Here is a 26400-nt window from a genome sequence, read left to right on the forward strand (position 1 = left end):
TCCATGAGTACAAGCGACGACCCTTCCAGCTTTTCCGCGCCGACACCCAGTCAAGTCGACTCCGGGGATGTGGACTACGGCGCCGAGTCCATCAAGGTCCTGCGCGGCCTGGAGGCCGTGCGCAAGCGTCCGGGCATGTACATCGGCGACACTGACGACGGCTCCGGCCTGCACCATATGGTCTACGAGGTGGTGGACAACGCCATCGACGAGGCGCTGGCCGGCCACTGCGACACGGTTGCGGTGACTCTGAACGGCGACGGCTCGGTGACCGTCTCCGATAACGGGCGCGGCATTCCGGTGGATATCCACGCCGAAGAGGGCGTCTCGGCGGCGGAGGTCATCATGACCCAGCTCCACGCCGGCGGAAAGTTCGACCAGAATTCCTATAAGGTTTCCGGCGGCCTGCACGGCGTCGGTGTGTCGGTGGTGAACGCCCTCAGCGAATGGCTGGATCTCACCATCTTCCGCGGCGGGCGGGAACACGCCATGCGCTTCGTGCACGGCGAGGCCGAGGCGCCGCTGGCCGAACGTGGCGATGCCGAGGGGCGTACGGGTACGGAGATCACGTTCATGCCGTCGCCCGAGATCTTCTCCATGACAGAGTTCGACGCGGCGACACTGGAACATCGGCTGCGGGAACTGGCGTTCCTGAACTCGGGTGTACGTCTCACCCTGACGGACAGCCGTTCGGCGGAACCCAAGGAGATCGACATGCATTACGAGGGCGGCCTGGTCGCCTTCGTCGCCTATCTCGACCGCACCAAGACCGCGCTCTTCGAGCCGCCGGTCACCATGGCGGCGGAGCGTGAGGGCGTCACCGTTGAAGTGGCGATGCAGTGGACGGACAGCTACCACGAGACGGTGCTCTGCTTCACCAACAACATCCCGCAGCGCGACGGCGGCACGCACCTGGCCGGCTTCCGTGCCGCGCTGACCCGCCAGATCAACGCCTATGCGACCTCCTCCGGCCTGCTGAAGAGGGAGAAGGTGTCGCTGACCGGCGACGACGCGCGCGAGGGCCTCACTTGCGTGCTTTCGGTCAAGGTGCCCGATCCCAAGTTCTCCAGCCAGACCAAGGACAAGCTGGTGTCCTCCGAGGTCCGGCCCATCGTCGAGTCGGTGGTCAACGAGCGCCTCGACCAGTTCTTCGAGGAGCATCCGCAGGAAGCGCGGCGCATCGTCGGCAAGGTGGTGGAGGCCGCCGCGGCGCGCGAGGCGGCGCGCAAGGCGCGGGAACTGACCCGCCGCAAAGGGGCGCTGGACATCACCTCCCTGCCCGGCAAGCTGGCCGACTGCCAGGAACGCGATCCTACGCTCTCCGAACTCTTCATCGTCGAGGGCGATTCCGCCGGCGGTTCGGCCAAGCAGGGCCGTGAGCGGCGCTTTCAGGCCATCCTGCCGCTGCGCGGCAAGATTCTGAACGTGGAGCGGGCGCGCTTCGACAAGATGCTGTCCTCCCAGGAGATCGGCACCCTGATCACGGCCCTGGGCACCGGCATCGGGCGCGACGAGTTCAACATCGACAAGCTGCGCTACCACAAGATCATCATCATGACCGACGCCGATGTGGACGGCAGTCACATCCGCACCCTGCTGTTGACCTTCTTTTTCCGCCAGATGCCGGAAATCGTCGAGCGCGGGCATCTCTACATCGCCCAGCCGCCGCTCTACCGCGCCAAGCGCGGCGATTCCCTGCGCTACCTGAAGAACGACCCGGAGATGGAGGCCTATCTCATCGAAAACGGCGTCAAGGACTCGGTGCTGGATCGCGCGGACGAGGGCCAGATGGCGGGAGCGGATCTTGCCGCGCTGATGGAGATGGCGTTGCGCGCCAAGCATCTGATGGACCCCCTGGTGCGCAAGGTGGGCAATGCCAGCCTGGTGGAGCAGGCGGCCATCGCCGGCGTGCTGAACGCGGACCTGATCGCCGACGAGGAACAGGCCGAGGCCGCGGCGGCCTACATCGCCACCCGTCTCGATGCGCTCGCCCCCGAACACGAGCGGGGCTGGGGCGGTCAGGCGATGGACGAAAGCCTCACCTTCACCCGCACGCTGCGCGGGGTGACCGAACAGCGGGTGATCGACGGCCCGCTGATCCGCTCCTCCGAGGCGCGGCGCCTGGACGAGATGGCCAGCGAACTGCAGGCGGCCTTCGCCCATCACGCGACCCTCACCGCCAAGGACAAGAGCTTCCGCATCACCGGGCCGGTCAGCCTGGTCGGCGCCATCTTCGAGCTGGGCCGCAAGGGCGTCACCCTGGCCCGCTACAAGGGCCTGGGCGAGATGAACCCGGAGCAACTCTGGGAGACCACGCTCGATCCCAACGTGCGGGCACTGCTTCAGGTGAAGGTGGCCCATACCGATCAGGCGGAGGACGTGTTCTCCACCCTGATGGGCGATGTGGTGGAGCCGCGCCGCGAGTTCATACAGCAGCATGCACTTGAGGTGGCGAACCTGGACGTGTAGGCCCCGGATCTGCGGAGTTTCTGCTCAAGCCTTTGGTTTTGCAGCCCGATTTGCGGCGAAACCAAGGCAGAGGGGTCGCAACATTGCCCTCAAAGATTTGCACCGTCGCGGTGGTGAAATCCCCGAACTTTCTTTATTGATTACGCCATGGCCGAAGGGAGTCGCGCTAAGGGAAGCCGCGCGGGCGCCAAGCGCCCGGGGCGGAAGCCCGGCACCGCCAAGGGGCAGAGCCGCAAAGCCACCGCCTCCAGCCGCGGAGGCCTGAGTGGCGGCCGGGGTGGTGGCGGGGGCTCGCGTGCCCGGCAGGCGATGCAGGCCGCCGGCATTCTACGCCGCGTGGTCGTTTGGTCGCTGGTGGCCGCCATCTGGGTGGGGGTGATCGGCGCCGGCGTGCTGGCCTGGTACGCCTACGACCTGCCGGAGGTCGGCGAGATCGAGCAGCTCACCCGGCGCCCCAACATCACTCTGCTCGCCGCCGACGGCACCCAGCTCGCCTCCTTCGGCGACCGTTTCGGCGCCACCCGGGCCCTGCACGAACTGCCGCCGCATCTGCCGCGCGCGGTGATCGCGGTGGAGGACCGGCGCTTTTACGACCACGGCGGCGTCGATTTCCGCGGCCTCCTGCGGGCGGTCTTCGTGAACATCCGCGACGGGCGGATCTCTCAGGGCGGCTCCACCATCACCCAGCAGCTCGCCAAGAATCTCTTCCTCACCTCGGACCGCACCCTGAAGCGCAAGATCCAGGAGGTCATGCTGGCGGTCTGGCTGGAGCGGCGCTTCACCAAGGACCAGATCCTCACAATCTACCTGAACCGGGTTTATCTGGGTGCCGGGACCTACGGCATGGACGCGGCGGCACGGCATTACTTCGGCAAGCCGGCCACGCAGGTCTCGCTCTACGAGGCCGCGCTTCTGGCCGGGCTTTTGAAGGCGCCGTCGCGGCTCAATCCGACCCGCGATCCGGAGGGGGCGGACCAGCGCGCGGCCCTGGTCCTGCAGACCATGGTGGATGCCGAGTTCATCACCAGGGTGGAGGCCGACGGCGCCCTGGCCACCAGGAAGCCCACAAGGGTGGCCAGCGGCAACCAGGCGCCCTACTTCGCCGACTGGATCATGGCCCAGGTGCGGGCCTACCTGGGCGGGGTGGAAAGCGATATCCGGGTGGTGACCACCATCGATCCGGCCTTGCAGAAGGTCGCCCGCGAAGAGGTGAGGGCGCTGCTGGCCGAACAGGGCACCGACCGCAAGGCCGGGCAGGCGGCGCTGGTCAGCCTCGCCCCGGACGGCGCCGTGCGCGCGATGGTCGGCGGCCGGGACTATGCGACGAGCCAGTTCAACCGTGCGACCCAGGCGCTGCGCCAGCCCGGCTCCGCCTTCAAGACCTTCGTCTATCTGGCGGGGCTGGAGGCCGGGCTCAATCCCGACAGCCAGGTCAACGACGCGCCGGTGCGCATGGGCGACTGGCGGCCGAAGAACTACGCCGGGCGCTATTACGGCAAGGTGACGCTGCGCGAATCCTTCGCCCGCTCCATGAACTCGGTCGCCGTGCGGGTCACCCAGCAGGTCGGGCCGAAAAAGGTGGTGGAGGCGGCCCGGCGCATGGGCATCACCAGCGACCTCAGGCCCAACGGCGGCATCGCCCTGGGCGCCTCCGAGGTCACGCTTCTGGAGCTGACGGGCGCCTACGGCGTCTTCGCCAATCAGGGGCGCCTGGTCGGCCCCTACGGCATCACCGAGATCCGCGACGCGCAGGGCAAGCTGCTGTTCCGCCGCACGCCGCCGCCGGGCGAGACGGTGATCTCAGCCGGCACCCTTTCGCAGATGTCCAACATGATGGCGGCGACCGTGGTCTGGGGCACCGGCAAGGCGGCCCAGCCGGGCCGCGCCGCGGCGGGCAAGACCGGCACCAGCCAGGACTTCCGCGATGCCTGGTTCATCGGCTACACCGCCGAGCTGGTGACCGGGGTCTGGTTCGGCAACGACGACGGCCTGCCGATGGACAAGGTGACGGGCGGCAACCTGCCCGCCCAGCTCTGGGGCCGCACCATGAAACGGGGGCTGGAGGGGCTGCCGCAGCGTCCCTTGCCCGGCGGCGGCGCCCTGCTCGCCCAGTCCGGTCAGGACGACAGCATCGGCGGCTTCATCGGCCGCATCCTCAAGGGGCTGTCCTCCGATCAGCCGGCGGCACAGGGGCAGCCGGCCGGGCGCAACCCTGCCCCCGCGCGGCAGGATGCCGAGCCCTTCTGGAAACGCGAAAGCCAGCGCGACTGAAGCCTGCGCAACTGGCGTGGGCCTAATCGGCCTCTGCGGAAACAGCCGCCGAAGGGCGGACGATCAGCCAGTAGGACAGCGCTGCCCCCAGGGCGACCAGCGCAATTGCGGCCATCATCGGCAGGGCCGAGGTTTCGCTGCCGTGGCCGACGGCGATGCCGACCAGGGCGGCCAGGCCCATCTGCACGAAGCCGAGCAGCGCCGAGGCGGAACCCGCGGTCTTCGGAAAGGGCCCGATGGCGCCGGCCTGGGCGTTGGGCATCACCAGACCGGTGCCGATCATGAAGACCACCATGGGGCCGACGATGGTGACCACCGTGACCAGCCCGGCCCCGTAGAAGGCGAGGCCCAGGAGGCCGCCCAGGCACTGCACGGCGCTCCCCAACTGGATCATCCGTTCCAGGCCGAGGCGCCGGGTCAGGCGTCCGGAAAGAAAGGTGCCGATCATGAAACCGACGACGATGGCGGCGAAGCAGAAGCCGTAGCGGTCCGGGCTGAGGCCGAGGATGCCGATAAGGACGAAGGCGGAGCCGGAAATGAAGGAGAAGATGCCGGCATAGGAAAAGGACACGATCATGACGTAACCGCGGTAGGAGCGGTGGCGCAGCAGTTCCAGGTAGGTGGCCACCAGCCGCCCGGGCCGGGTGGCCGCCGGGTCCATCCAGCGGTTGGTTTCCGGCAGGGTGACCTGGATGGCAACGAGCATGACGAGGGCGAAGACCGCCAGCACCGCGAAGTTCGCCTGCCAGCCGAACCAGACCTCCAGGTAGCCGCCGATGATGGGCCCGACGGCGGGCGCCAGCGCCATGGCCATGCCCATGTAGGACAGCACCTGGGCCGCGCGCTCGCGCCCATAGACGTCGCGGACCACGGCGCGGCCCAGCACCGGGCCGACGCAGGCCCCGAGCGCTTGGAGGAAGCGCGCCAGGATCAGCACCTCGATGCTCGGCGCCACCATGCACAGGAGCGTGGCCAGCAGGTAGACAGCGAGGCCGATCAGAATCACCGGGCGGCGCCCGAAGCGGTCGGACAGCGGCCCGTAGATCAACTGGCTGCAGGCGAAGCCGGCCAGGAAAACCGAAAGCGTGAGCTGCACTTCGGCCGCGCCGACGCCGAAATCCCGGCCGATCGACGGCAGCGATGGCAGATAGAGGTCGGTGGAGATCGGCCCCAGGGCGACCAGCGCGGTCAGCAGAACGGCGACGATCAGGCTGTCGGCGCGGGCCATCTGGACTCCTGCCATCTGGACTCTTGGAGGGGTCGGGAAGTGGATGTTTACCGCCACAGTCCCGGTTGCATAGTGTCATCGCTTATAGTCGCCCGGGCCGGGCGGCGGCAAGAATGCGGGGATCGGGGGAGATGGAGCGATGGCCGACGATGAAAAAGCGGAGTTTCCCTCGGCCGATGCCTACGGGCGCTCGCTGAAAGGCTTCGGGATCAACATCCTGGTCCGCGACGTCGCGCGCTCGGTCGCCTTCCTCACCGAGATCCTGGAGGTCGAGGCAGTCTACGCGGAGCGCGACTTCGCCGTCTGCCGCCACCGGGGCCATGACTGGATGCTGCACTCCGACGCCAGCTATCACAGCAACCCCCTGCTGGCGCTGACCGGCGACGGCGCGATCCGCGGGGCCGGCCTGGAACTGCGACTCTACGGCATCGATCCCGACGCCGCGGCGGCCCGGGCGGAAGCCGCCGGCCACACCGTGCTCCAGGCCCCGGCCGACAAGCCCCACGGCCTGCGGGAGGCCTTCCTGGTCGACCCGGACGGTTACGTCTGGGTGCCCTCGGTGGAGAAGGCCGCGGGCTGAGGGCCTCGGGACCCCTTAGCCGTAACGATGCACCTGGCCGCCTTCGCGGTTCAACCAGGTTTTCGCTGCCGCCATGTCGCTGCTGAGGCTGTCGGCGAGACGCCAGAAGCGGCGGCTGTGGTTCAGCTCCACCAGATGCGCCACCTCGTGGGCGACCACGTAATCCAGCACCACCTCCGGCGTCAGGATCAGGCGCCAGGAGAAGTTCATGTCGCCGTTGCTGGAGCAACTGCCCCAGCGGCTGCGGGTGTCGCGCAGGCTGATGCGGCCGATCCTGCGCTCGACCCTGGCGGCCTTCTCGCGGGCGCGTCCGGCGATCTCCCGGCGCGCTTCGCGTTTCAGGAAATCGCCGATGCGGCGCGGCAGGAACTCCGGCGCGCCGGAAACCCGGATGATGGCCTCTCCTTGCCGGACTCCGCGCCAGACCCCGCGGCGCGCCGCGGGGTCGTGTTCGATGCGGTGGTCGACCCCCAGCAGGGGGACGACCGCGCCGGCGGCAAAGGGCACCCGCGGCGGTGCGGCCTCCAGCCGCGACAGCACCCAGCTGCCATTGTTTTCGGCGAAGTCCAGTGCCTCGCGGATCGGCGTGCGTTGCGGCAGGACCAGGACGATGCCGTCGCCGTCCTTGCTGATGCGCAGGCTGATGCGCCGGGCCCGCGGATGGCGGCGCAGTTCCACCGGCACCGTCCGGCGGCGCAGTTCCAGGCTGCCGGGGGCCAGGGCCTCCAGCTCGATCATGCGCGGTGCAGAGCTTTGCGACGCCATGACTCCCTATAGCCCGACCCCGCCGCGTCGGGCAAGGCCGGCCCTTCGGGCGCTGTCGGCAGGTTGCGAATTGGGGAGAATTCTCAGTAGGTTCATGATCATGGACAGTCTGACGCGCCGCGCGGGCCTGAAGCTCCCCGAGATCGGCATCGGCCACAACGCCGGGCCGCCGATGGTGCAGTCCGGCTGGCACCTCTATGCCTGGAAACGGGCCCGCAAAGCGGCCTGGAAGTCGCCGCCGATCGAGGTGGTGCGCCAGCGCGCGAAGCGCGCCCGCGAACTGGGCATGACCTACAAGCAGTACACGCTGGAGATCCTGGAGCGCGGCCGCTACCTGTGACCGCGGCCTTCGAGCGGCTGCGGGCCCCGCCCTTCGAGACGCGGCCCTGCGGCCCGCTCCTCAGGGTGAGGCCCGATACTGTTCCTCATGCTGAGGAGGCCGCGCAGCGGCCGTCTCGAAGCGTGAGTGGGGAGGCGTATGGCCGGCCTGTTCCGGTTTACTCCGGCCGGTCCGCCTCGCTCTCCAGCAAGGCGGCCTTGCGCTCCATGCCCCAGCGATAGCCGCCGAGCCCGCCGTCCTCGCGCAGCGCCCGGTGGCAGGGGATGACCAGGGAGACCGGGTTGGTGGCGCAGGCCCGCCCGACCGCGCGCTGGCCCCGCGGCACGCCAAGGTTCTCGGCGATCTCCGAGTAGGTCCGCGTCTCGCCGCAGGGAATGGCGATCAGCTCCTGCCAGACCCGGCGCTGAAAGGCGGTGGCCTGGACGTCCAGCGGCAGCTCCGCATGGGGCGTCTTGCCCTCCAGGTAGTCGATGACCACGGCCACCGACTGGGCGATGGAGTGGCGGTCGCGGGTGATGCTCTCGGCCTGGGGGAACTCACGCCGCAACTCGTCGACCAGCGCCGCGTCGTCGCTGCCGAGGCTGAGGAAACACAGCCCCTTGGCGGTGGCGGCAACCAGCAGGCGGCCGAGCGGCGAATCGACCACGTCGAAGGCGATCTCCGCGCCCTTGCCGCCCTTTGCGTAGGAGGCCGGGGTCATGCCGAGCAGCCGTTCGGCCCGCTCGTAGACCCGGCTGGAGGAGCCGTAGCCGGCCCCGTAGGTGGCCTGGGCGATGGATTCCCCCTGCTTCAACTGCTGGCGGAAGGCGGCGCTGCGGCGCGCGTCGCTGTAGTCGCGGGGGCTCACCCCCATGACCCGTTTGAACAGGCGCTGCAGGTGCCAGGGGCTGACGTCCAGGGCGCCGGCGATCTCCGCCAGAGTCAGGCGTTCGCCCTCGCTCTCGTCGATCATGGCACAGGCCCTGCGGACCAGCGCGATCTGGCGTCCGGCGACGCCTGCCTTTGCCGTGACCGCCTGCTTTGCCATTTCCATATCCATCACCCGATCTCCTGTTCAAAGTACCGTGTTGTGGATGGTTTTAGCCAGCTTCGGCACCGCCCTCTATCCGAAGCTTGCGCGGGAAATAGGGGCATCCCGACTAATCGGCTTGCCCGGAAGACGTCATAGGCACACAATCTCTACGTCACAAAACTGTAATAGAAACGTCAAAAGAAAATCGCGGCTCCGGGCTAGGTTTTCCGCCGAATCTCAGGGAAACGAGCCGCACAAACAGGGAAGGATTCCTCATGCGTCTGAACCGCAAAGTCACGATTCTGGCCGCTGCCGCCGCGTTTGCAGGCAGCCTGCCGAGCGCGGCCCTGGCCGCCACCGAGGTCGAGTGGTGGCACGCCATGGGCGGCAAGCTGGGCGAGAAGGTCAACGAGATCGCCGAGGGCTTCAACGCCTCCCAGAGCGACTACAAGCTGACGCCGGTCTACAAGGGCAACTACACGGAAACCATGACCGCGGCCATCGCCGCCTTCCGCGCCAATCAGCAGCCGCACATCGTTCAGGTTTTCGAGGTCGGCACCGCTTCCATGATGGGCGCCAAGGGCGCGATCAAGCCGGTCTACCAGCTGATGGCCGAGGCGGGTGAGCCTTTCGATCCTGCCGCCTACCTCTCCTCGGTGACCGGCTACTACACCGACACCGACGGCAACATGCTCTCGATGCCGTTCAACAGCTCCACGCCGGTGCTGTACTACAACAAGGACGCCTTCGCGAAAGCGGGCCTCGATCCCAACGCGCCGCCGGCCACCTGGCCCGAGGTCGAAGAGACCGCGCGCAAGCTGCAGGCCGCGGGCTATGCCTGCGGCTTCACCACGGGCTGGCAGTCCTGGGTGCAGCTGGAGAATTTCAGCGCCTGGCACAACGTGCCCTTCGCCACCCAGGCCAACGGCTTCGGCGGCATCGACACCGAACTGGCCTTCAACAGCCCGCTGCATGTGAAGCACGTCAGCACGCTTGCCGGCTGGCAGCAGGAAAAGATCTTCGACTACGGCGGCCGCCGCTCCGATTCCGCGCCGAAGTTCTATAACCAGGAATGTGGCATGTACATGAACTCCTCGGCGGCCTATGCGGGCGTGAAGGCCAACGCCAAGGACTTCGAGTTCGGCGTCGGTTCCCTGCCCTACTGGCCCGACGCGGGTGCGCCGCAGAACTCCATCATCGGCGGCGCCACGCTGTGGGTGCTGGGCGGCCATGACGATGCCGAGTACAAGGGCGTCGCCAGGTTCTTCTCCTATCTTTCCTCGGCTGAAGTGCAGGCCGAGTGGCATCAGGCGACCGGCTATCTGCCGATCACCCATGCGGCGGCGAAGCTGACCAAGGAGCAGGGCTTCTACGAGGCCAACCCGGGCACCGACGTCGCCATCATGCAGATGACCGGCAACGAACCGACGCAGAACTCCAAGGGCCTGCGGCTCGGCAACTTCGTGCAGATCCGCGACGTGATCAACGAAGAGCTGGAGGCCATCTGGGCCGGCGACAAGACTGCGCAGCAGGGCCTGGACGACGCGGTCAACCGGGGCAACGCGCTGCTGCGTCGCTTCGAAAAGACCGTCAACTAGGCTCCCTCATCTGCCTTTGCGCAGGCAGCGGCCCCGCCCTGCGGGCCGCTGCCGCGTAACGGCGGGGCTCTGACTCTCCGTGCAGCACAAACGGGTTATCTTCCAGGGGCGACTTCTGCCCTACATGCTGGTCCTGCCCCAGCTTGCCATCACCCTTGTCTTCTTCATCTGGCCGGCGTCGCAGGCGCTCTATCAGTCGGTGCTGCTGGAGGACCCCTTCGGCCTGGGCTCGAACTTCGTCTGGTTCGAGAATTTCGAAGACCTCTTTGCCGATCCCGCCTACCTGGCCTCCTTCCAGACAACCATCGTCTTCAGCCTGGGCGTGACCGCGTTGTCGATGGTCGCGGCTCTGGTGCTGGCCGCTATGGCGGACCGTGTGGTCCGCGGCGCCACCGGCTACAAGACCCTCTTGATCTGGCCCTATGCGGTGGCTCCGGCCGTCGCCGGCATCCTCTGGTGGTTCATGTTCAACCCCTCCATCGGCGTGCTCGCCTATGGCCTGCAGCAGCTGGGTTACGACTGGAACCACTATCTGAACGGCGGCGATGCCATGATCCTGGTGATCATCGCCGCCGCCTGGAAGCAGGTGAGCTACAACTTCCTGTTCTTCCTGGCCGGCATGCAGGCGATTCCCAAGTCGCTGATCGAGGCCGCGGCCATCGACGGCGCCGGGCCGGTGAAGCGCTTCTGGACCATCATCTTTCCGCTGCTGTCGCCGACCACCTTCTTCCTGCTGGTGGTCAACGTGGTCTATGCCTTCTTCGATACCTTCGGCATCATCCACGCGACGACCTCCGGCGGGCCGGCCCAGGCGACCACGATCCTGGTTTTCAAGGTCTACAACGACGGCTTCGTCGGCCTCGATCTCGGCGGTTCCGCCGCCCAGTCGGTGATCCTGATGCTGATTGTCATCGCGCTGACGGTGGTGCAGTTCCGCTACATCGAGCGCAAGGTCGAGTACTAATACCAAGGTGTGGAGATAATGCCCTTCAGAGACTGCACCCTGTGGGTTTTGGCTAGGAGCAGCCGGCGTGGCGATGCCGGGGTATCGCGAGGCGGTTACGACGCAGTCCAAAACCCACAGGGTGCTGCCGTGCCGGTCCCTTCTGCACCCCTTCGGAGGGCGTCGAAAGGCCTTGCCGATGTCCCACATCGCCTGCGGCATTTCTCCTACCCGAAAGAGTGCAGAAGGGATCTCTGTGGGGCATTATCTCCACACCTTGGTATGGGGGGCGACGAAGCATGATCGAAAACCGCCCCATCTTCACGGCCATTACCCACATCGTGCTGTTCCTGGGCGTGCTGGTGGTGGCCTTCCCGATCTGGCTGGCCTTCGTCGCCTCGACCTATCCCGTCGATGGGCTGGTCTCCGGCGTGCTGCCGCTCTGGCCCGGCGACCAGTTCTGGGAGAACTACGGCAGCGCGCTGACCGGCGGCGTCGAGGCGGCGGGCAGCCCGCCGGTGCTGCTGATGATGGCGAACAGCATGGTCATGGCGCTGGCCATCGCCACCGGCAAGATCGCCATCTCCATCATCTCCGCCTTCGCCATCGTCTACTTCAACTTCCCCTTCCGGGTGACGGCCTTCTGGATCATCTTCGTCACCCTCATGCTGCCGGTGGAGGTGCGCATCCTGCCGACCTACGAGGTGGTGGCGAACCTCGGCATGCTGGACAGCTACGCCGGCCTGGCGGTGCCGCTCATCGCCTCGGCGACGGCGACCTTCCTGTTCCGCCAGTTCTTCCTCACCGTGCCCGACGAACTGCTGGAGGCGGCCCGCATCGACGGCGCCGGGGCATTGCGGTTCTTCTGGGACATCCTGCTGCCGCTGTCGCGGACCAACATCGCGGCGCTCTTCGTTATCCTCTTCATCTTCGGCTGGAACCAGTATCTCTGGCCCCTGCTGGTGACCACCGACGAGTCCTACTACACCATCGTCATGGGGATTCAGCGTATGGTGGCGGTGCCGGATTCCGAGCCGCTGTGGCATCTCATCATGGCCACCGCGATCCTGGCGATGATCCCGCCGGTCTTCGTCGTCGTGGCCATGCAGCGGCTCTTTGTGAAGGGCCTGGTGGAAACCGAGAAGTAAAGAACGGACTGCCCTATGGCTGACATCTCCATCCGCGCCGTCAAGAAAAGCTACGGCGACACCAAGGTGATCCACGGCGTCTCCGTGGACATCCGCGACGGCGAGTTCATCGTCATCGTCGGCCCGTCCGGCTGCGGCAAGTCGACCCTGCTGCGCATGATCGCCGGGCTGGAGGTCATCACCGAGGGCGATATCGCCATCGGCGGCCGGGTGGTCAACAATCTGGAGCCCAAGGACCGGGACATCGCGATGGTGTTCCAGAACTACGCCCTCTATCCGCATATGACGGTCTACGACAACATGGCCTACGGCCTGAAGATCGCCCGCATGCCCAAGGCGGAGATCGACCAGAGGGTCGCGGAAGCCGCCGGAATCCTGGAGCTGAAAGACCTTCTGGCCCGCAAGCCGCGCCAGCTTTCCGGCGGCCAGCGCCAACGGGTCGCCATGGGCCGGGCCATCGTGCGCCAGCCGGCGGCCTTCCTCTTCGACGAGCCGCTGTCGAACCTGGACGCCAAGCTGCGCGTGCAGATGCGCCTGGAGATCAAGCGCCTGCAGCGCCGCCTCGGCACCACCTCGGTCTACGTCACCCACGACCAGGTGGAGGCCATGACCATGGCCGACCGCCTGATTGTCATGAACGGCGGTCATGCCGAGCAGATCGACACACCGCTGGCGGTCTATGAGCGGCCCGAGAGCCTCTTCGTCGCGGGCTTCATCGGGTCCCCGGCCATGAACTTCCTCCCGGCGGAGGTGGCCGCCGACGGCGCCAGCCTCTCGGTCAGTCAGGGCAGTGCCATCAGCTTCTCGAACGGCGGGTTGCAGGGCCAGGCGGGGCGGCGCATCACCCTGGGCGTGAGGCCGGAGCATCTGCACGCCGCCGAGGGCGCCAATCCGGCTTTCACGCTACAGGTTCAGATGGTGGAAACACTGGGCGCCGACACCCTGGCCCACGGCGTGCTCTCCGGCCGGGACGAGACCCTCACCCTGCGGGTGCCGGGCACCATGAAGATGGCCGAGGGGGACAGCCTGCCGCTGATCGCCGACCCCGGCGCCCTGCACCTCTTCGATCCGGAGAGCGGGCGGCGGATCGCCGATATCTGACGCTTTCTGCTGAAGCCCTGCCCCGGCCCCGGATCCGGGCCCCGGTCAAGGCCGGGATCCGTGTCTCAGGTGCCGGCGGAGCCCCCTGTGGCGAGCGTCGGGTCGACCTGCTTGGAGAGCCCTGCGGCGATCTCCTCGGCGGTGGTCAGGTGGTTGAAGTGGGTCAGATAGGCGCCGTCCGGGCCCATCAGATAGACGATCGGCGAGTGATCGACGAGGTAGTCGCTGGCGTCGTCGACCTCCACCTTCTTGTAGAACGCGCGGTAGGCCTTGGCGGCAACGGCCACCTCTTCGGGGCTGCCGGTCATGGCGACCATGCTGGGATGGAAGTGGCTGACGTAGTCGGCCAGCGCCTCGGTGGTGTCGCGCTCCGGGTCGACGGAGACAAAGACCGGCGTAACGGCGGCGGCCTTGGCGCTCTCGGTCTCCGCCAGGATATCGAGGCCCTGGGTGACGGTTGTCAGGGTGGTGGGGCAGATGTCGGGGCAGAAGGTGTAGCCGAAGAAGATCATCATGTAGCGGCCCTGGAAGTCGGCGTCGCTGCGCCGCTGGCCGTTGTGATCCGTCAGGGTAAAGGGGCCGCCGATCAGCGCCTGCCCGCTGACCTGGGTTTCGCCGGAGACGATCTGGCGCGGGGCCTGCGGTTGAACCGAGAGCCAGCCGGCCACACCGCCGACCACGAGGGTGACTCCAAGGCCGGCGATCAACAGCACTTTTGTCTTGGGCGTCATGGGCAAAGGCCTCCTGCGGTCAAATGACCCCTCTCGCTATGCGCTTAAAATCTATAGACAATCGCCCGGGCTTGCGCAATGCGGCGCTGTGTCGCGCCAGCCGGGACCTGACCCCGCCAGATCCCGGGTCTGTGCCTGGACTGCACCCCGGAGCGGTCGCGGGGGCTAGGCCGCTCAGGCCAGCGCTCGGGGGCCAGGGCTCAGGCCGGCGCTCAGGGCAGAGTCTCGCGCAGCCTGTCGGCCTGGGCGTTGCTGAACGTGCGATTGATGACGATGTCCCGCGCGCCCGCCGGACCGCCGTAGTAACCCGCGGCAAGGTTCTTGCGCTCGAAAATCTTCGCGCCTTCCAGCGCACCGCCGCCGAACAGGCCGACGGACTTTGAGAAGGCGTAGATATCGGAGGTGAAGTCGGTGGTGCGCGACGCCTCGACCCCCCGGCCAACCGGGCCGACGGAGATGCTGGCGTCGGCGCCCAGCTTGAACTCGCTGGACAGCATGGCATCGACGGCCTTGTCGCTCATCAGCACGAAGACCACCTCTTTCACCTCGCCGCCGATCTGCAGCCCGATGGAGCCGGCCGCCAGGGTGTAGAAGGCCGGTGCTGACCAGCTGCCGTCGGTGCCGCGCGCCATGAAGACGCCGGACCCGCCCTCTGCGCCCAGGATGAATCCGCCTTTGACCAGCTGCGGGACGATGTAAATGCCCTTGGCCGACTGGATGAATTTCGAAAGCTCGAAAAAGTCCTCGTCCGACATCAGGCGATCGACGGTCAGGCGCGACTCGGTCACCAGAGCCTCAGCCTCGTTGTCGGCATATGCGGCAGGACCGCCGCCGACCGCCACAAGGACGACCGCCATAAGCAGGGCAGCCGCAGTCGCCCGCAAGCTGCGCAGGATTGCTGAACCCGTCATGAAATCACCTTCCTGAAATATGATGCGACACCATACTAGCACGGCCGCCTGCCGCGACGCTCCGCCGCAACAGGGGTGGCCGCCGGTTCCTGGCCCGGATGGCCCGCGCTGCAGTTCAATACCCTAACAGTCTGATGCAACGGCATTTCATTCCGGGATATGGGCCTTTGCGTTGACCAGTGCAACGCGCCAGCTGCCTTCCGGGCCGCTTGTGCCCCCTTCCCCGGCCGCCGCTCCCTCGGCCTGCCCGTTCTCCGCGAAGTGGTCGATGCGGGTCACGGCACAGTTGTCGATGGCAAAGCTGAGAGCGCGGTCCGGCGGCAGGCCGAGCGCATGGCCCAGCGCCGCGCGGATCGGCCCGCCATGGCTGACGCAGACCACGTCGCGACCGGCGAAGCGCCGGTTCAGGCGGCCGACGGCTTCCCCAACCCGGCGGCAGACCGACGCGAAGCTTTCACCGCCGGGCGGAACCTCCTCGGCCGGACCCAGCCAGAAGCGCCGCCAGTCGGCGCTGCGCTGGGCGTCCAGTTCGGCGTAGGTCATGGACTGCCAGTGACCGAAATCCTGTTCCGCCAGCTCTGCCTCCACTGCGAAAGGCGGCTGGGGCAGCGCGCGCTGACGATGGATGGCTTCGGCGGTCTTCACGGTGCGGCTGAGCGGGGTGACCACCCAGGCGGCCTCCTGCGGCAGCAGCCGCGACAGGCCGCGGAACACCGCCTCGTCGCTGCAGTCGCAGGCCACGTCGCGGTTGCCGTAGATGCGGCCGTCCTGGCCGACCACCGGGGCGTGGCGGACCCACCACCAGCGCGTCATGGTCATAACGTCTCCTGCCTCCACCAATCCCGTCTCCCCGCGAATCCCGTCTCCCCACGAATCCCGTCTCTACGCCATCAGCGCCGCCAGGACCAGCAGCACGACGATCTCGGAAAGCTGCTGGGCGGCGCCGAGAACGTCGCCGGTGTAACCGCCGATCTGCCGCCGCGCCAGGACCGCGATGCCCGTCGAAGCCAGGAAAGCGCCGGCCAGGGCCAGCGCCGCCGCGTGCCAGGGCAGCAGCAGGACCGCGGCCAGGATGGCCGTCGCCGCGGCCGCCAGGGCGTCGGCGCCGCGCGGCCGCCCCACCGCTGCGGCGAGCCCGTCGGCGCGCGCGCCCGGCAGGCCGGCCATCAGGGCGCCGAGGCCGGCCCGCGAGATGCACTGGGAGGCGATCAGGGCAAGAGCCGCCTGACCGGCGTCAGGGGCGGCGATTGCCGCCAGCGCGGCGGCGCGCAGCGCCACCGAGAGCACGAGGGCGAGCACCCCGTAGCTGCCGATACGGCTGTCGCGCATGATGGCCAGCTTGTGCGCGGGGTCCCGGCCCCCCCCGAAGCCGTCCGCCACATCGGCGAGGCCATCCTCGTGCAGCGCCCCGGTGACCAGGATCGTCACTGCCACCGCCAGCAGCGCGGCGGCCGGGGCCGGGAGCTGGAGGGCTGCCGCCGCCAGCAGGCTCAGCCCGCCAATGGCGCCGACAACGGCGCCGACGGCGGGATAGCAGCGGCTCGCCCGGGCCAAGGGGGCCTGCTCCGCCGGGCTCTCGGCCACCGGCAGCGGTGGCGCCGGCCGCGCTGTCATCGGCAGCCGGGTCAGCAGGGTCATGGCGACCTTCAGATCATGCCACCAGGCCGCGGGCGCGGCCGGGGACCGACGCGGGCCCGGCGAGTGAAGATCCGGCGGTGGCGGAGGAGACATGGCGGGCTTTGGGCTCGGCTGATGCTTTTCGGTTTGGTCGGCTCGGTTTGGCCGTTTATATGACAGTTCCAGGTACCGGGTCACGAACATGCGGGCCGGACCTTTCGGATCGGAGGCCCGCGCCCGCCCGCTGCGACCCGGCGGTTAGGAGAATTTGCCATGAAGGCTGCGAAGACCATTGCCAGCTTCGCCGAGATCCGCGCGCTTCTGCCAGCGCTGCCGGCGGTCGACGACCTGGCTGTCGAGATTGCGCGGGAGCGCCAGTCCAAGCTGACCAAGCCGGCCGGCGCGCTCGGCCGTCTGGAAGAGGTCGCCGTCTGGCTGGCGGGCTGGCAGGGGCGCAATCCGCCCTCGGTGGAGCGGCCTTACGCGGCGGTCTTTGCCGGCAACCATGGAATTGCGGAGAAGGGCGTTTCCGCCTATCCGGCGGCGGTCACCACCCAGATGGTGAGCAACTTCATCGACGGCGGTGCGGCGGTCAATCAGCTCTGCAGCCTCGCCAATGCGGACCTGCGCGTCTACGAGATGGCGCTGGAAGAGCCCACCGGGGATTTCTCCGAGACCGCGGCGATGGACGAGGAAGACTGCGCCAAGGCCATGGCCTACGGCATGATGGCGGTCGAAAGCGGCATCGACGTCCTGGCCCTGGGGGAGATGGGCATTGCCAACACGACCGCCGCGGCGGCGCTCTGCTGCGGCCTCTACGGCGGCAAGGGCGCCGACTGGGTCGGACCGGGCACCGGGATCGATGCGGTGCGCATGGCGGAAAAGGCGCGGCTGGTCGATCAGGCCGTTGCCCTCCACGGCGATGCCCTGGGCGACCCGCTGGAGGTTCTGCGCCGGCTGGGCGGGCGCGAACTGGCGGCCATCGCCGGGGCCGTTCTGGCGGCGCGGATGGCGCGCACCCCGGTGCTGCTGGATGGCTATGCCTGCACTGCCGCGGCGGCGGTTATCCATGCCCTGGACCCGGCAGCGATCGATCACTGCATGGTTTCCCACGTCTCCGCCGAGCCGGGGCACAAGCACCTGCTGCAACGCATCGGCAAGGAGGCTCTGGTCGACCTTGGCATGCGCCTGGGCGAGGCCTCCGGCGCGATGGTGGCGGTATTGCTGCTGAAAGCGGCCGTGGCCTGCCACAACGGCATGGCGACCTTCGACGAGGCGGGGGTTTCGGGGCCGGCGGGAGTTTCGGGTCCGGACGGGGTTTCGGGGCCGGACGGGGGCGCCTGAAGCCGCAGCCGGCGGGGGCTTGCCTTTCCGGAATTGGGGTCCAGACTGGACTCCATGCAAAAGGCACGGCCATGGCGACGACCACGCCCCTGACCCCGGACGCCGCCCCGGCCTCCGGCGGGCGCTTGCGTCTGCGGACGCTGGTGGTGATCCGCTGGGTCGCCCTCTTCGGTCAGGCAACGACCCTCTCCGTGGTCTATTTCGGCCTCGGCTATCCGATTGTCTTCATCCCGGCCATGGCGGTGATCGCGGTCTCCGGCGTCGTCAACGTGGTGCTTTCCGTCGCACGGCCCAGCAGCGCCACCTGGCTCAGCGACCGCGAAGCCGTGCTCAATCTCTGTTTCGACGTGGCCCAGCTTGCCATCCTGCTGGGGATGACCGGCGGCCTGCAGAACCCCTTTGCCATGCTGATCCTCGCGCCGGTGGTGATTTCCGGATGGACGCTGTCGCGGCGCAGCACTTTCACGATTTCGGCTTTCGCCCTCGTTCTGGTTTCGGTGCTGGCGATCTGGCACCTGCCGCTGCCCTGGCCGGAGAGCGGCGTCCAGCTCTCGCCGGTCTACATCGCCGGCGTCTGGGCGGCGCTGGTGATCGCGGTGGTCTTCATCGCCGCTTACGTTTCCTCGGTCGCCGAGGAAAGCCGGCGCATGTCGCAGGCCCTGGAGGCGACCCGTCTGGCGCTGGCGCGCGAGCAGCAGCTTTCCGCCCTGGGCGGCCTGGCGGCGGCGACCGCCCATGAACTGGGCACGCCGCTGGCGACGATCGCGGTGGTGGCGCGCGAGCTGCAGCGCGAACTCTCGGCGGACTCGCCGCTGCGCGAGGATGTCGAACTGCTCCACGCCGAATCGCTGCGCTGCCGCTCGATCCTGGCCGGCCTCGCCGAACGGCCCGCCTGGGACGACGGCTCGCCCTATCACAGGCTTCCGGTGACGGCCCTGGTGGAGGCTGCGGCGGCGGTCCACCGGCGCGAGGGCGTGGCCCTGGAGATCCATGCCGGCCCGGCGATCGACAGCGATGCCGCCCAGCCGACCGTCACCCGCAATGCGGAGATTCTGCATGGCCTCGGCACGTTGATCCAGAACGCGGTCCAGTTCGCAAGGCACCAGGTCGACGTCGACGTGACCTGGGACGAGGAGTCGGTCATGCTGCGGATTGCCGACGACGGCCCGGGCTTTGACATGACCGTCCTGAGCCGCCTCGGTGAACCGTACTATTCCACCGGTCCGCGGGACCGTCGCCGCGGCGAGAGCCAGCACATGGGTCTCGGCATCTTCATTGCCCGCACGCTTCTGGCGCATCTCGGCGCCAATATCGAGTTCTCCAACGAGATTTCGGGTGGGGCGGTGGTGGAGATTCGCTGGCCGCGTCATAAATTAGAAGTAAAGGAAGAGGCCGTTCTGGGGCCGGAACGTCGCCGCCGTGCAAGCTAGGAGTTAACCATGCTCAACGAAGCCGAAGCGCGCCCAGAGCAGCGCGACCTGTTGATCGTCGACGACGATCAGCGCTTCTGCGACCGACTGGCGCGGGCCATGGAGCGTCGGGACTTTGCCGTTCAGACCGCCTATTCGGTCGCTGACGGGCTGGCCTTGGCGCAGCGCGCCGCACCGGGCTATGCCGTGGTCGACCTGCGCCTGGAAGACGGCTCCGGTCTGGAGGTCGTGCAGGCCCTGCGCGAGGCGCGCGAAGATGCCCGCATTATCGTGCTGACCGGCTATGGCAACATCGCAACGGCGGTTGCGGCGGTGAAAGTCGGCGCCACCGACTATCTGCCCAAGCCGGCCGACGCGGACCAGGTCGAAGCAGCGCTGCTGGAGCAGGAAGAAGTGCTGCCGCCGCCGCCCTGTCATCCCATGAGCGCGGACCGCGTGCGCTGGGAGCATATCCAGCGCGTCTACGAGCAATGCGACCGCAATGTGTCGGAGACGGCCCGGCGTCTGCGCATGCACCGCCGCACCCTGCAGCGCATCCTGGCGAAGTACGCGCCGCGCAACTGACCGTTCCGGTCAAGCGGGTTTTCTGGTCGGGCCGGGCCTCCGGGACCCGCTCTCTACGCAGTACCTGTGGCAGACCCTCCGGGTTGATGGATCGCCTCTGGCGATGCCATCCAACCCGGGTCCGCGCTAGGAGCTGGCTGCCGCCGCGGCCGGCGCCGTCATCTGGCGGTGGCGGGAAAGGGCGGCGCCCAGGCGCTCCGCCGCTTCCTCGCGGGTGATCTTTTCCTTGAGCAGGTGATCCAGGAAGAAGCCCTGGAACAGGCAGACGCCCAGTTCGTGGCCGAGCTCTATGGCATCGTCGCTTTCGCAGCGCGTGAAGATGATGCGCGGCGCGGTGATCCGCTCGATCGCGGCCCGGATCGGGGCGCCCTGCTTGCCCTCGATCTGACGGCGCAGATTGGGGGACCATTGCAGCTTGACGAGCTCCGCCCCCAGGTCGCTGCGGTGCACGAAGGGCAGGGAGAGCTCGTTCACCCCGTCCAGGCAGATGCGGTAGCCGCGGTCGAGCAGGAACTCGCGGGCGAAGAGATAGCGCGTCACGTCGGCAAAGACGTCGTGGATCTGCAATTCGAGAATGATCGTGTTGCGCCGCTTCTGGTCGAGCTGACCGTCGAACTCGAGGAACCGCGGCGACAGCAGCGAAGCGATGTTGATGTTGAGGCTGAAGGTGTGCCTGAGGGTGGCATCGTCATTCTTGCCGAGCCAGGCCAGCATGCGCTGGTCGAGCTGTGCGGTGAGGTATTGAAACAGCCAGCGGTCGGCAAAGACGTTTTCGTCCGGCAGCAGGGTGTCGGTAAGCGCGGAGATCGAGGTGAAGAGCTCGTGGAACAGCACGAGCGGGCGCCCGTCTTCATCCACTTCGCAGACCGGCTGGCGGCTGGTCATGGTGGAGAGATCGGCCTGGGTGATGGCCTTTTCGACGGCCGCCAGCCCGGCGAGGCTGAGGGGCCGCTTTTCGGCGCGCCGGCCGCCGTTGTGCCGCAGCGCCGAATCCGCCTTGACCTTTTCCTCCAACAGGGCCTCGGCGCGCCCGACCAGATCCTCGTAACCCCCTGCAAAATCGAAGTGGCTGCAGAATTCCTGTTCGGCTGCCGGACCGTCGCTGAAGAAGGGGTCTTCCTTCAGGACGCGGCTGAGCCTGCCCAGCGTCTCGTCGATCTGGGCGACGCAGCCGCGGTGATAGACCAGAAAGATGTCTTCGTTGGCGAGCTGGAAAAGGCTGGCGTCGTGGACCTTGGCGACGCGCTTCATCATCGTGATCGCGACGTTCACGCATTCCGGCAGGGTCTTGAATGCAATCAGCTTTGAGAGGTGCACCTGAACAGCCAGGTGTTCATCGCCGCTGCGTTCCAGCCTTTTGATGTGGTTCAACAGGGCCTGTTCCTGCATGGTAGGCTGTTGAGACATGGTGGTCGGCGGCTCCATCTGTGCTCACACTGAACTATGCGGACAGCCTTGTTTATCGCTTTCATCTTGAGTTTTGGTTAATGATTGAACAGACAGTCCGGGACGCATCGCGTCCTGGTTTAACCCGCCCATGGCCCCTGGGACTGGATTCTCAGGGCTTCCCGGGGATCTGGCGAACGCGCCGTCTTTCGTGCAGAATCAGCCGACTAGCGCGACGCGCGAGGGCCGCGAGTGGACCTTTTCCGGTTTCAGTGTTCCCGTAGACTGTTTCGATGTCTGAAGACTCCGATTTGACAGCCCGCTTGGGGCGCCTGAAATCCGTCCCTGTTCTGGTGCTTGGCGACGTCATGCTCGACCGCTTCGTCTACGGCAGTGTCGATCGCATTTCGCCTGAGGCGCCCATTCCGATCATGCGGATCGAGCGGGAAACCGCGATGTTGGGGGGCGCCGGCAACGTTCTGCGCAATCTGGCGGCGCTCGGCGCCTGCCCGCTGGGCGTTGCCGTGGTCGGGGAGGATGCCGCCGGCTGGCAGGTGCGCGACCTGGCGGCGACCTGCCTGGAACCGGTCGGCGGCAGGGCGCAGCTTGTGACCGACGCCGGGCGTCCGACGACCATCAAGGAGCGCTTCATCGCCGGCGGCCAGCAGCTGCTGCGCGCCGACCGCGAGGATGCGGGCACCCTCGGGAACGAGGTGACGGCCGCGGTTGCCGAGGCCGCCGTCGCGGCGGTCAAAGACGCGGCGGTGGTGATCCTCTCTGATTACGGGAAAGGGGTGCTCAGCCCTCCTGTCGTCGAGGCGGTGTTGGCGGCGGCGGCGAAACGGGGCTGCCCCGTGGTCGTCGACCCCAAGGGCCGCGACTTCAGCCGCTACCGCGGCGCCGACTGGGTGACGCCGAACCGGCGCGAACTGCAGGAGGCCTCCGGCCTGCCGGTCGGCGACAACGGGGCCGTCGTGGCGGCCTGCCGCAGGGTGATCGACGAGACCGGCATCGCCGCCGTCCTGGCCACCCGCAGCGAACAGGGGATGACCCTGGTGCAGGCTGCGGAGGGAGGCGAGGTTCATCACCTGAAGGCCCAGGCCCGGGAGGTCTACGACGTTTCCGGCGCCGGCGATACCGTGGTCGCAGCCTTCGCTCTGGCCCTGGGGGCCGGGCTTGCGCCGGCCGAGGCGGCGAGCCTGGCCAATGCGGCCGCGGCGATCGTCGTCGGCAAGCTCGGCACCGCGGTCGCGCAGCCCGGCGAGATCGCGCAGGCCTTGCATGCCAGCGAGCTGCTGGAGGCGGAAACCAAGGTGGTCGATCTGGACAGCCTGCTGGAGCAGGTCGGCCGGTGGCGCCGGCGCGGCCTCAGGATCGGCTTCACAAACGGCTGCTTCGACCTGCTGCATCCTGGCCATGTCTCCCTGCTGCAGCAGGCCGAGGCGGCCTGCGACCGCCTCGTCGTCGGTCTCAACAGCGATGCCTCGGTGCGGCGGTTGAAAGGCGATGGCCGGCCCGTGCAAAGCGAGGCGGCAAGAGGGGCAGTGCTCGCCTCTCTGGCCAGTGTCAGCCGTGTCGTGGTGTTCTCCGAAGACACGCCGCTTTCGCTGATCGAAGCGCTGAAGCCGGAGGTGCTGGTCAAAGGCGCCGACTATCGTCTCGACCAAGTGGTCGGCGCCGACATCGTCCAAAGCTACGGCGGGCGCGTGATGCTGGCGGATCTGACGCCCGGCCAGTCGACCACGGCCACCATAAAGCGGCTGTCCGACGGCCAGAGCGGCGGAACCGCAGTGCGCGAACAGCGTTAGCCGCCGGCGGCGAAGGCTTCAGGATCGATTGCGAGGGTCAGGCGCCGCGCGGCGAGTTGGGCGAAACGCAGGGTGATGGCGCGCCGCCGCGCCGCGTTCAGCGGTGTGGCGGAGGCCGCCCGCAGAACGGTCGCGCCGTAGGCGTCTGCTACCATCAGCCCCTGATCGGCCGGAATCAGATCCTGGGGGAAGTCCTCCGGGACCGCGAAGTAGAAGCGGTCGCAGTAGTCCAGGTAGTCCGGCCACTTGCGGTCGTTGCGGAAGTCTTCGACGCTCGACTTGATTTCGATGATGGTCAGCCCGCCCTTGGGGTCCAGGCACATCAGGTCGGCGCGGCGGCCGCTGCGCAGGGTGAATTCCGAGAGGCAGACGAGGCCCAGCTCCGCGTGATACCGCACAAGGCCGCGCGACAGCAGGGATGCGGTGTCGCGGCGGGCGGTCTCCGCAAGCATCTGGGGCTCGAAGGGCGGGGCCGTTGCCATGACCCCAGACTAGCGCGCCGCGCAGGCCGGTTCCATGGCTGCCGGGGGGGCTGCCGGGGGTCTCCTGTCGTCCTCCCGCCGTGCTCCCGCCGTATTCCCGCTGGGCCTAGAGCAGAGCCTGCAGGATGACGGCCAGAATGCCTGCGGGGATCAGCCAGAGAGCAGCGGTGATGGCATAGCCGACGAAAGTGAAAGGCCCGGAGACCGCGCCTTCGCTGAACAGCCTGTCGAAGCCGCGCCGCTCGCGGCCCAGCAGCAGCACCAGATAGTACCGGCGCCGCCCGATCGGCAGGGAGCGGCGCAGTTCCACCGCATGCTTGGCAACGCCTCGGGCACCGAACATGTTCTTGATTGCAGCGCATTGCTCCGGCGTGAAGCTTGCCGCCAGCTTCGGGTCGATGCGCTTGAAGTAGTGTTCGATGAAGGGGTCGCGTTGGGCAGTCGGCTGGTTGCGCGGCAAGTTGCTTGCCTCGGCTGCGGCAGGTTCAAATGCCTGTGATGAAGCGGATTGTTCAAACACGCTCAAAAGCTCCTGATTGGCAACGGACCTTCGTACCTTCGAAAATGTCACAGCAGCTTTAAGAAGCTGTTAAGGACTGAACGGCTTTGGCTTGAATTCGAGCCAAAGCCGGCAAATCCCGGCGGCGCCTCCGTCCTCCGCGCCTTCACGGCCCTCTCGTTCGCGCGATCTTCGTTTGCGCGCTCCCCGTCTGCTCAAGAGGTGAACTGAGACCCGCCCTCGCCTATATTGTGGTCTGGGAACATCGTGGTTCCGGGATAGCCTGTCCCTGGAACCAAGACCCGGGGCCCGGCAGACCGCTGGGCAGGAGACAATGCAGAATGCAGGCGGCGCGCCCTTGCCGCCGGCTGGGACGAGAAGAGGATCCGCGTGAGCGAAGCAACAGAGACCAAGGCGCCGGCATGGCTCAGACCGGCGGTCGACTACGGCCCCCTGGCGATTTTCTTTGCGACCTACTGGTTGAGCGACCTGATGATGGCGACGCTGGCCATCATGATCGCCACCGCGGTGGCTCTTCTCTTGTCGTTCATGATCGAGCGGCGCGTGCCACCCATGCCCCTGGTCACGGCCGTGGTGGTCGTCGTTTTCGGCGGGCTCACCCTCTGGCTGGAGGATGAGACCTTCTTCAAGATGAAGCCGACCATCGTGCAACTGCTGTTCGCCGCCGCCCTCTTTGCCGGTCTGGCGTTCAAGCGGCCCCTCCTGAAGCCGCTTCTGGGGTCGGCCTGGCCTTTGGACGAGGCGGGCTGGGTCAAGCTGTCCAGCCGCTTTGCCTGGTTCTTCGTTGCGATGGCGGCCCTCAACGAGGCGATCTGGCGGACGCAGTCGACGGACTTCTGGGTCACCTTCAAGGTCTTCGGCATCCTTGCCCTGACTTTTGTCTTCGTGGCATCGCAGATTTACTTCATGCGCAGCCACATGCTGTCGATCGACGAAGACGAGACCGGCGACGAACGGTCAGGAGGGCTGAAGTCCTAGGACCTGCCGACTGTTAAGGTCTAGGGATCAAATCCAGTTCTCGCGGCGGCTGCCGCCCCGTCAGCCCGGCTTCGGGCCGGCGTTTTTCAGGCTTCCCGGCGGTTTGCCGACATCCGCCCGTCAGCCCGGCCCGGGCTTGCGGGGACAATTAACAGTTGTTCTCAATTTGTAATATTCTAGGCGATATCTTTATCGTTAGAGTTTTCAATCTTTATTAACTTCACTCTCCTTTACTGACCCGCAAATGCATGAAACCAAATGCCTTTGCGGGGTAACCAAGATGAGCATTCTGTTCACGCGCAGACACACGCTGTGCTCGCTTGCGGCGGCCTTGGGTATCGCTGTGGCGGCCGGGTTCAATACCGCGCCTGCCGAGGCCAAGGTCGTTTTGACGTTCGGAACCTACGCGCCGGACAAGCCTTCGGCGATGGTCGCCCAGTTGCGGCCGACCCTTGACGTCATCGCCGAGGAAACCTCCAAGGTTCTCGGCGAGGAGGTCGAGATCAAGCTGCAGCTGGTGAAGGGCTACGAGGCCGGTGTCGACCTGATCGTCAATGGCGATGTCGACTTCACCCGGTTGGGCCCGGCCTCCTATGTCTTTGCCAAGGAGTCGCAACCCGGCCTTTCGGTTCTGGCCATGGAGAACAAGAACGGGGCCAAGTCGTTCAACGGGATCATCGCCGTGCATCGCGACAGCGCGCTGGGCGATGTTTCGGAACTGCGCGGCCACAGCTTCGCCTTCGGTTCGAAGCGTTCGACCCTGGGGCGCTACTTCTCCCAGCTCACCCTCATGCGCGCCGGCCTCTATGCGCGCGACCTCGCCCGCTACGACTATCTCGGCCGCCACGACAAGGTCGGCCGCGCGGTCGGCTCGGGCCTTTTCGACGCGGGTGCGCTGGAGGAGACGACCTTCAAGAAACTCGTCGACAAGGGCGTGCCGATCCGCGCCCTCTACAAGTTCCGGAACTCGACCCGGCCCTGGGTCGCCCGCGCCGGGCTGGATCCGCGGATCGAAGGGGCCCTTCGCAAGGCGCTCTTGAACGTGACGGATCGTGCCGCACTGAGGGCTTTGCGCTTTGACGGCTTCTTCGAAGGCGACGACAGCGACTACGAGCCGACCCGCGAGGCGATTCGTCAGAACCCGCAGTTTTTCGCCCAGCTTCAGTGAACGCAG

At 67.2% G+C, this 26400-nt stretch carries 24 protein-coding genes; 14 read left to right on the plus strand and 10 right to left on the minus strand.

Going from position 1 to position 26400, the window contains the following annotated elements; all coding sequences use genetic code 11:
- Nucleotides 1-3 precede the first annotated feature (3 nt).
- Both gyrB and ACO06P_RS14870 read left to right on the plus strand, forming a co-directional pair.
- Complete coding sequence (gyrB, locus tag ACO06P_RS14865; protein ID WP_420346016.1) at nt 4-2469, plus strand: DNA topoisomerase (ATP-hydrolyzing) subunit B; 2466 nt, start codon at nt 4-6, stop codon at nt 2467-2469.
- Between the two features lie 309 nt (nt 2470-2778).
- Nucleotides 2779-4740 carry a transglycosylase domain-containing protein gene (locus tag ACO06P_RS14870; RefSeq protein ID WP_420346017.1) on the plus strand — a complete coding sequence of 654 codons (1962 nt, stop codon included), beginning with the start codon at nt 2779-2781 and terminating at the stop codon, nt 4738-4740.
- Nucleotides 4741-4762: 22 nt separating this feature from the next.
- On the opposite strand, the gene ACO06P_RS14875 is transcribed toward ACO06P_RS14870, so the two are convergent.
- Complete coding sequence (locus ACO06P_RS14875; RefSeq protein ID WP_420346018.1) at nt 4763-5983, minus strand: Bcr/CflA family multidrug efflux MFS transporter; 1221 nt, start codon at nt 5981-5983, stop codon at nt 4763-4765.
- A 124-nt stretch (nt 5984-6107) separates the two neighbouring features.
- Here ACO06P_RS14875 and ACO06P_RS14880 point away from each other — a divergent pair, with 124 nt between their 5' ends.
- Nucleotides 6108-6548 carry a VOC family protein gene (locus tag ACO06P_RS14880; RefSeq protein WP_420346019.1) on the plus strand — a complete coding sequence of 147 codons (441 nt, stop codon included), beginning with the start codon at nt 6108-6110 and terminating at the stop codon, nt 6546-6548.
- A gap of 15 nt (nt 6549-6563) precedes the next feature.
- Here the strand turns inward: ACO06P_RS14880 and ACO06P_RS14885 are convergent, their stop codons facing one another.
- Nucleotides 6564-7313, minus strand: coding sequence for a M48 family metallopeptidase (locus tag ACO06P_RS14885; RefSeq protein WP_420346020.1), 750 nt, complete (start codon nt 7311-7313; stop codon nt 6564-6566).
- A gap of 100 nt (nt 7314-7413) precedes the next feature.
- Here ACO06P_RS14885 and ACO06P_RS14890 point away from each other — a divergent pair, with 100 nt between their 5' ends.
- Entirely contained in the window at nt 7414-7653 is a 240-nt protein-coding gene (locus ACO06P_RS14890; RefSeq protein ID WP_420346021.1) for a hypothetical protein, read from the plus strand.
- A 157-nt stretch (nt 7654-7810) separates the two neighbouring features.
- Here the strand turns inward: ACO06P_RS14890 and ACO06P_RS14895 are convergent, their stop codons facing one another.
- Complete coding sequence (locus ACO06P_RS14895; protein ID WP_420346022.1) at nt 7811-8692, minus strand: bifunctional transcriptional activator/DNA repair enzyme AdaA; 882 nt, start codon at nt 8690-8692, stop codon at nt 7811-7813.
- A gap of 248 nt (nt 8693-8940) precedes the next feature.
- On the opposite strand from ACO06P_RS14895, the gene ugpB reads away from it, so the two are divergent.
- The 4 genes from ugpB (at nt 8941) to ACO06P_RS14915 (ending at nt 13455) form a co-directional block, all read left to right on the plus strand.
- Nucleotides 8941-10263: a sn-glycerol-3-phosphate ABC transporter substrate-binding protein UgpB gene (gene ugpB, locus ACO06P_RS14900; protein WP_420346023.1), complete on the plus strand. Its 1323-nt coding sequence runs from the start codon at nt 8941-8943 to the stop codon at nt 10261-10263.
- Between the two features lie 124 nt (nt 10264-10387).
- Nucleotides 10388-11227: a sn-glycerol-3-phosphate ABC transporter permease UgpA gene (gene ugpA, locus ACO06P_RS14905; protein ID WP_421938204.1), complete on the plus strand. Its 840-nt coding sequence runs from the start codon at nt 10388-10390 to the stop codon at nt 11225-11227.
- A 278-nt stretch (nt 11228-11505) separates the two neighbouring features.
- Complete coding sequence (gene ugpE, locus ACO06P_RS14910; protein WP_420346025.1) at nt 11506-12354, plus strand: sn-glycerol-3-phosphate ABC transporter permease UgpE; 849 nt, start codon at nt 11506-11508, stop codon at nt 12352-12354.
- A gap of 15 nt (nt 12355-12369) precedes the next feature.
- Nucleotides 12370-13455 (plus strand): sn-glycerol-3-phosphate import ATP-binding protein UgpC, encoded by a 1086-nt coding sequence (locus ACO06P_RS14915; protein ID WP_420346026.1) that lies wholly within the window; start codon nt 12370-12372, stop codon nt 13453-13455.
- A gap of 65 nt (nt 13456-13520) precedes the next feature.
- Here ACO06P_RS14915 and ACO06P_RS14920 read toward each other — a convergent pair whose 3' ends face one another.
- From ACO06P_RS14920 to cobS, 4 genes are all read right to left on the minus strand, one after another.
- Nucleotides 13521-14186 (minus strand): SCO family protein, encoded by a 666-nt coding sequence (locus tag ACO06P_RS14920; protein WP_420346027.1) that lies wholly within the window; start codon nt 14184-14186, stop codon nt 13521-13523.
- A gap of 212 nt (nt 14187-14398) precedes the next feature.
- Nucleotides 14399-15097 carry a lipid-binding SYLF domain-containing protein gene (locus ACO06P_RS14925; protein WP_420346028.1) on the minus strand — a complete coding sequence of 233 codons (699 nt, stop codon included), beginning with the start codon at nt 15095-15097 and terminating at the stop codon, nt 14399-14401.
- A 147-nt stretch (nt 15098-15244) separates the two neighbouring features.
- Complete coding sequence (locus ACO06P_RS14930) at nt 15245-15916, minus strand: histidine phosphatase family protein (RefSeq protein WP_420346029.1); 672 nt, start codon at nt 15914-15916, stop codon at nt 15245-15247.
- 63 nt (nt 15917-15979) lie between these two features.
- Complete coding sequence (gene cobS / locus ACO06P_RS14935) at nt 15980-16735, minus strand: adenosylcobinamide-GDP ribazoletransferase (RefSeq protein ID WP_421935201.1); 756 nt, start codon at nt 16733-16735, stop codon at nt 15980-15982.
- A 252-nt stretch (nt 16736-16987) separates the two neighbouring features.
- On the opposite strand from cobS, the gene cobT reads away from it, so the two are divergent.
- The 3 genes from cobT to ACO06P_RS14950 all read left to right on the plus strand — a co-directional run bounded on the left by cobT (nt 16988) and on the right by ACO06P_RS14950 (nt 20052).
- Nucleotides 16988-18058 (plus strand): nicotinate-nucleotide--dimethylbenzimidazole phosphoribosyltransferase, encoded by a 1071-nt coding sequence (gene cobT, locus ACO06P_RS14940; RefSeq protein WP_421935202.1) that lies wholly within the window; start codon nt 16988-16990, stop codon nt 18056-18058.
- 71 nt (nt 18059-18129) lie between these two features.
- Nucleotides 18130-19488, plus strand: coding sequence for an ActS/PrrB/RegB family redox-sensitive histidine kinase (locus ACO06P_RS14945; protein WP_420349648.1), 1359 nt, complete (start codon nt 18130-18132; stop codon nt 19486-19488).
- A 9-nt stretch (nt 19489-19497) separates the two neighbouring features.
- Nucleotides 19498-20052 carry an ActR/PrrA/RegA family redox response regulator transcription factor gene (locus tag ACO06P_RS14950; RefSeq protein WP_420346030.1) on the plus strand — a complete coding sequence of 185 codons (555 nt, stop codon included), beginning with the start codon at nt 19498-19500 and terminating at the stop codon, nt 20050-20052.
- A 126-nt stretch (nt 20053-20178) separates the two neighbouring features.
- Here ACO06P_RS14950 and ACO06P_RS14955 read toward each other — a convergent pair whose 3' ends face one another.
- Nucleotides 20179-21459, minus strand: a complete 1281-nt coding sequence (locus tag ACO06P_RS14955) for a hypothetical protein (RefSeq protein WP_420346031.1) — start codon at nt 21457-21459, stop codon at nt 20179-20181.
- A gap of 272 nt (nt 21460-21731) precedes the next feature.
- On the opposite strand from ACO06P_RS14955, the gene rfaE1 reads away from it, so the two are divergent.
- On the plus strand, nt 21732-23246 hold the full coding sequence (gene rfaE1 / locus ACO06P_RS14960) for a D-glycero-beta-D-manno-heptose-7-phosphate kinase (protein ID WP_420346032.1): 1515 nt from the start codon (nt 21732-21734) through the stop codon (nt 23244-23246).
- Here the strand turns inward: rfaE1 and ACO06P_RS14965 are convergent.
- Together ACO06P_RS14965 and ACO06P_RS14970 are read right to left on the minus strand one after the other, a co-directional pair.
- Complete coding sequence (locus ACO06P_RS14965) at nt 23243-23728, minus strand: MmcB family DNA repair protein (RefSeq protein ID WP_420346033.1); 486 nt, start codon at nt 23726-23728, stop codon at nt 23243-23245. The two genes, rfaE1 and ACO06P_RS14965, sit on opposite strands and share 4 nt — an antisense overlap.
- A 106-nt stretch (nt 23729-23834) precedes the next feature.
- Nucleotides 23835-24188 (minus strand): hypothetical protein, encoded by a 354-nt coding sequence (locus ACO06P_RS14970; protein ID WP_420346034.1) that lies wholly within the window; start codon nt 24186-24188, stop codon nt 23835-23837.
- A 429-nt stretch (nt 24189-24617) separates the two neighbouring features.
- Between ACO06P_RS14970 and ACO06P_RS14975 the strand changes: the two genes are divergently transcribed.
- Together ACO06P_RS14975 and ACO06P_RS14980 are read left to right on the plus strand one after the other, a co-directional pair.
- Nucleotides 24618-25226 (plus strand): septation protein A, encoded by a 609-nt coding sequence (locus ACO06P_RS14975; RefSeq protein ID WP_420346035.1) that lies wholly within the window; start codon nt 24618-24620, stop codon nt 25224-25226.
- Nucleotides 25227-25506: 280 nt separating this feature from the next.
- Nucleotides 25507-26394 carry a PhnD/SsuA/transferrin family substrate-binding protein gene (locus ACO06P_RS14980; RefSeq protein ID WP_420346036.1) on the plus strand — a complete coding sequence of 296 codons (888 nt, stop codon included), beginning with the start codon at nt 25507-25509 and terminating at the stop codon, nt 26392-26394.
- The last annotated feature ends 6 nt before the right edge of the window (nt 26395-26400 follow it).

Source organism: Pelagibius sp., assembly GCF_965227505.1.
GTDB lineage: Bacteria > Pseudomonadota > Alphaproteobacteria > Kiloniellales > Kiloniellaceae > Pelagibius.

Bases quoted from the DNA above. Each gene is read 5' to 3' on its own strand.
- ACO06P_RS14980 (WP_420346036.1), top strand. From the start codon at position 25,507: ATGAGCATTCTGTTCACGCGCAGACACACGCTGTGCTCGCTTGCGGCG.
- rfaE1 (WP_420346032.1), top strand. From the start codon at position 21,732: ATGTCTGAAGACTCCGATTTGACAGCCCGCTTGGGGCGCCTGAAATCC.
- ACO06P_RS14930 (WP_420346029.1), bottom strand. From the start codon at position 15,916: ATGACCATGACGCGCTGGTGGTGGGTCCGCCACGCCCCGGTGGTCGGC.
- ACO06P_RS14895 (WP_420346022.1), bottom strand. From the start codon at position 8,692: ATGGATATGGAAATGGCAAAGCAGGCGGTCACGGCAAAGGCAGGCGTC.
- gyrB (WP_420346016.1), top strand. From the start codon at position 4: ATGAGTACAAGCGACGACCCTTCCAGCTTTTCCGCGCCGACACCCAGT.
- ugpB (WP_420346023.1), top strand. From the start codon at position 8,941: ATGCGTCTGAACCGCAAAGTCACGATTCTGGCCGCTGCCGCCGCGTTT.
- cobT (WP_421935202.1), top strand. From the start codon at position 16,988: ATGAAGGCTGCGAAGACCATTGCCAGCTTCGCCGAGATCCGCGCGCTT.
- ACO06P_RS14870 (WP_420346017.1), top strand. From the start codon at position 2,779: ATGCAGGCCGCCGGCATTCTACGCCGCGTGGTCGTTTGGTCGCTGGTG.
- ACO06P_RS14950 (WP_420346030.1), top strand. From the start codon at position 19,498: ATGCTCAACGAAGCCGAAGCGCGCCCAGAGCAGCGCGACCTGTTGATC.
- ugpA (WP_421938204.1), top strand. From the start codon at position 10,388: ATGCTGGTCCTGCCCCAGCTTGCCATCACCCTTGTCTTCTTCATCTGG.
- ACO06P_RS14955 (WP_420346031.1), bottom strand. From the start codon at position 21,459: ATGTCTCAACAGCCTACCATGCAGGAACAGGCCCTGTTGAACCACATC.
- ACO06P_RS14945 (WP_420349648.1), top strand. From the start codon at position 18,130: ATGGCGACGACCACGCCCCTGACCCCGGACGCCGCCCCGGCCTCCGGC.
- ACO06P_RS14965 (WP_420346033.1), bottom strand. From the start codon at position 23,728: ATGGCAACGGCCCCGCCCTTCGAGCCCCAGATGCTTGCGGAGACCGCC.
- ACO06P_RS14890 (WP_420346021.1), top strand. From the start codon at position 7,414: ATGGACAGTCTGACGCGCCGCGCGGGCCTGAAGCTCCCCGAGATCGGC.
- ACO06P_RS14925 (WP_420346028.1), bottom strand. From the start codon at position 15,097: ATGACGGGTTCAGCAATCCTGCGCAGCTTGCGGGCGACTGCGGCTGCC.
- ACO06P_RS14875 (WP_420346018.1), bottom strand. From the start codon at position 5,983: ATGGCAGGAGTCCAGATGGCCCGCGCCGACAGCCTGATCGTCGCCGTT.
- ACO06P_RS14885 (WP_420346020.1), bottom strand. From the start codon at position 7,313: ATGGCGTCGCAAAGCTCTGCACCGCGCATGATCGAGCTGGAGGCCCTG.
- ACO06P_RS14915 (WP_420346026.1), top strand. From the start codon at position 12,370: ATGGCTGACATCTCCATCCGCGCCGTCAAGAAAAGCTACGGCGACACC.
- ACO06P_RS14920 (WP_420346027.1), bottom strand. From the start codon at position 14,186: ATGACGCCCAAGACAAAAGTGCTGTTGATCGCCGGCCTTGGAGTCACC.
- cobS (WP_421935201.1), bottom strand. From the start codon at position 16,735: ATGACCCTGCTGACCCGGCTGCCGATGACAGCGCGGCCGGCGCCACCG.
- ACO06P_RS14880 (WP_420346019.1), top strand. From the start codon at position 6,108: ATGGCCGACGATGAAAAAGCGGAGTTTCCCTCGGCCGATGCCTACGGG.
- ugpE (WP_420346025.1), top strand. From the start codon at position 11,506: ATGATCGAAAACCGCCCCATCTTCACGGCCATTACCCACATCGTGCTG.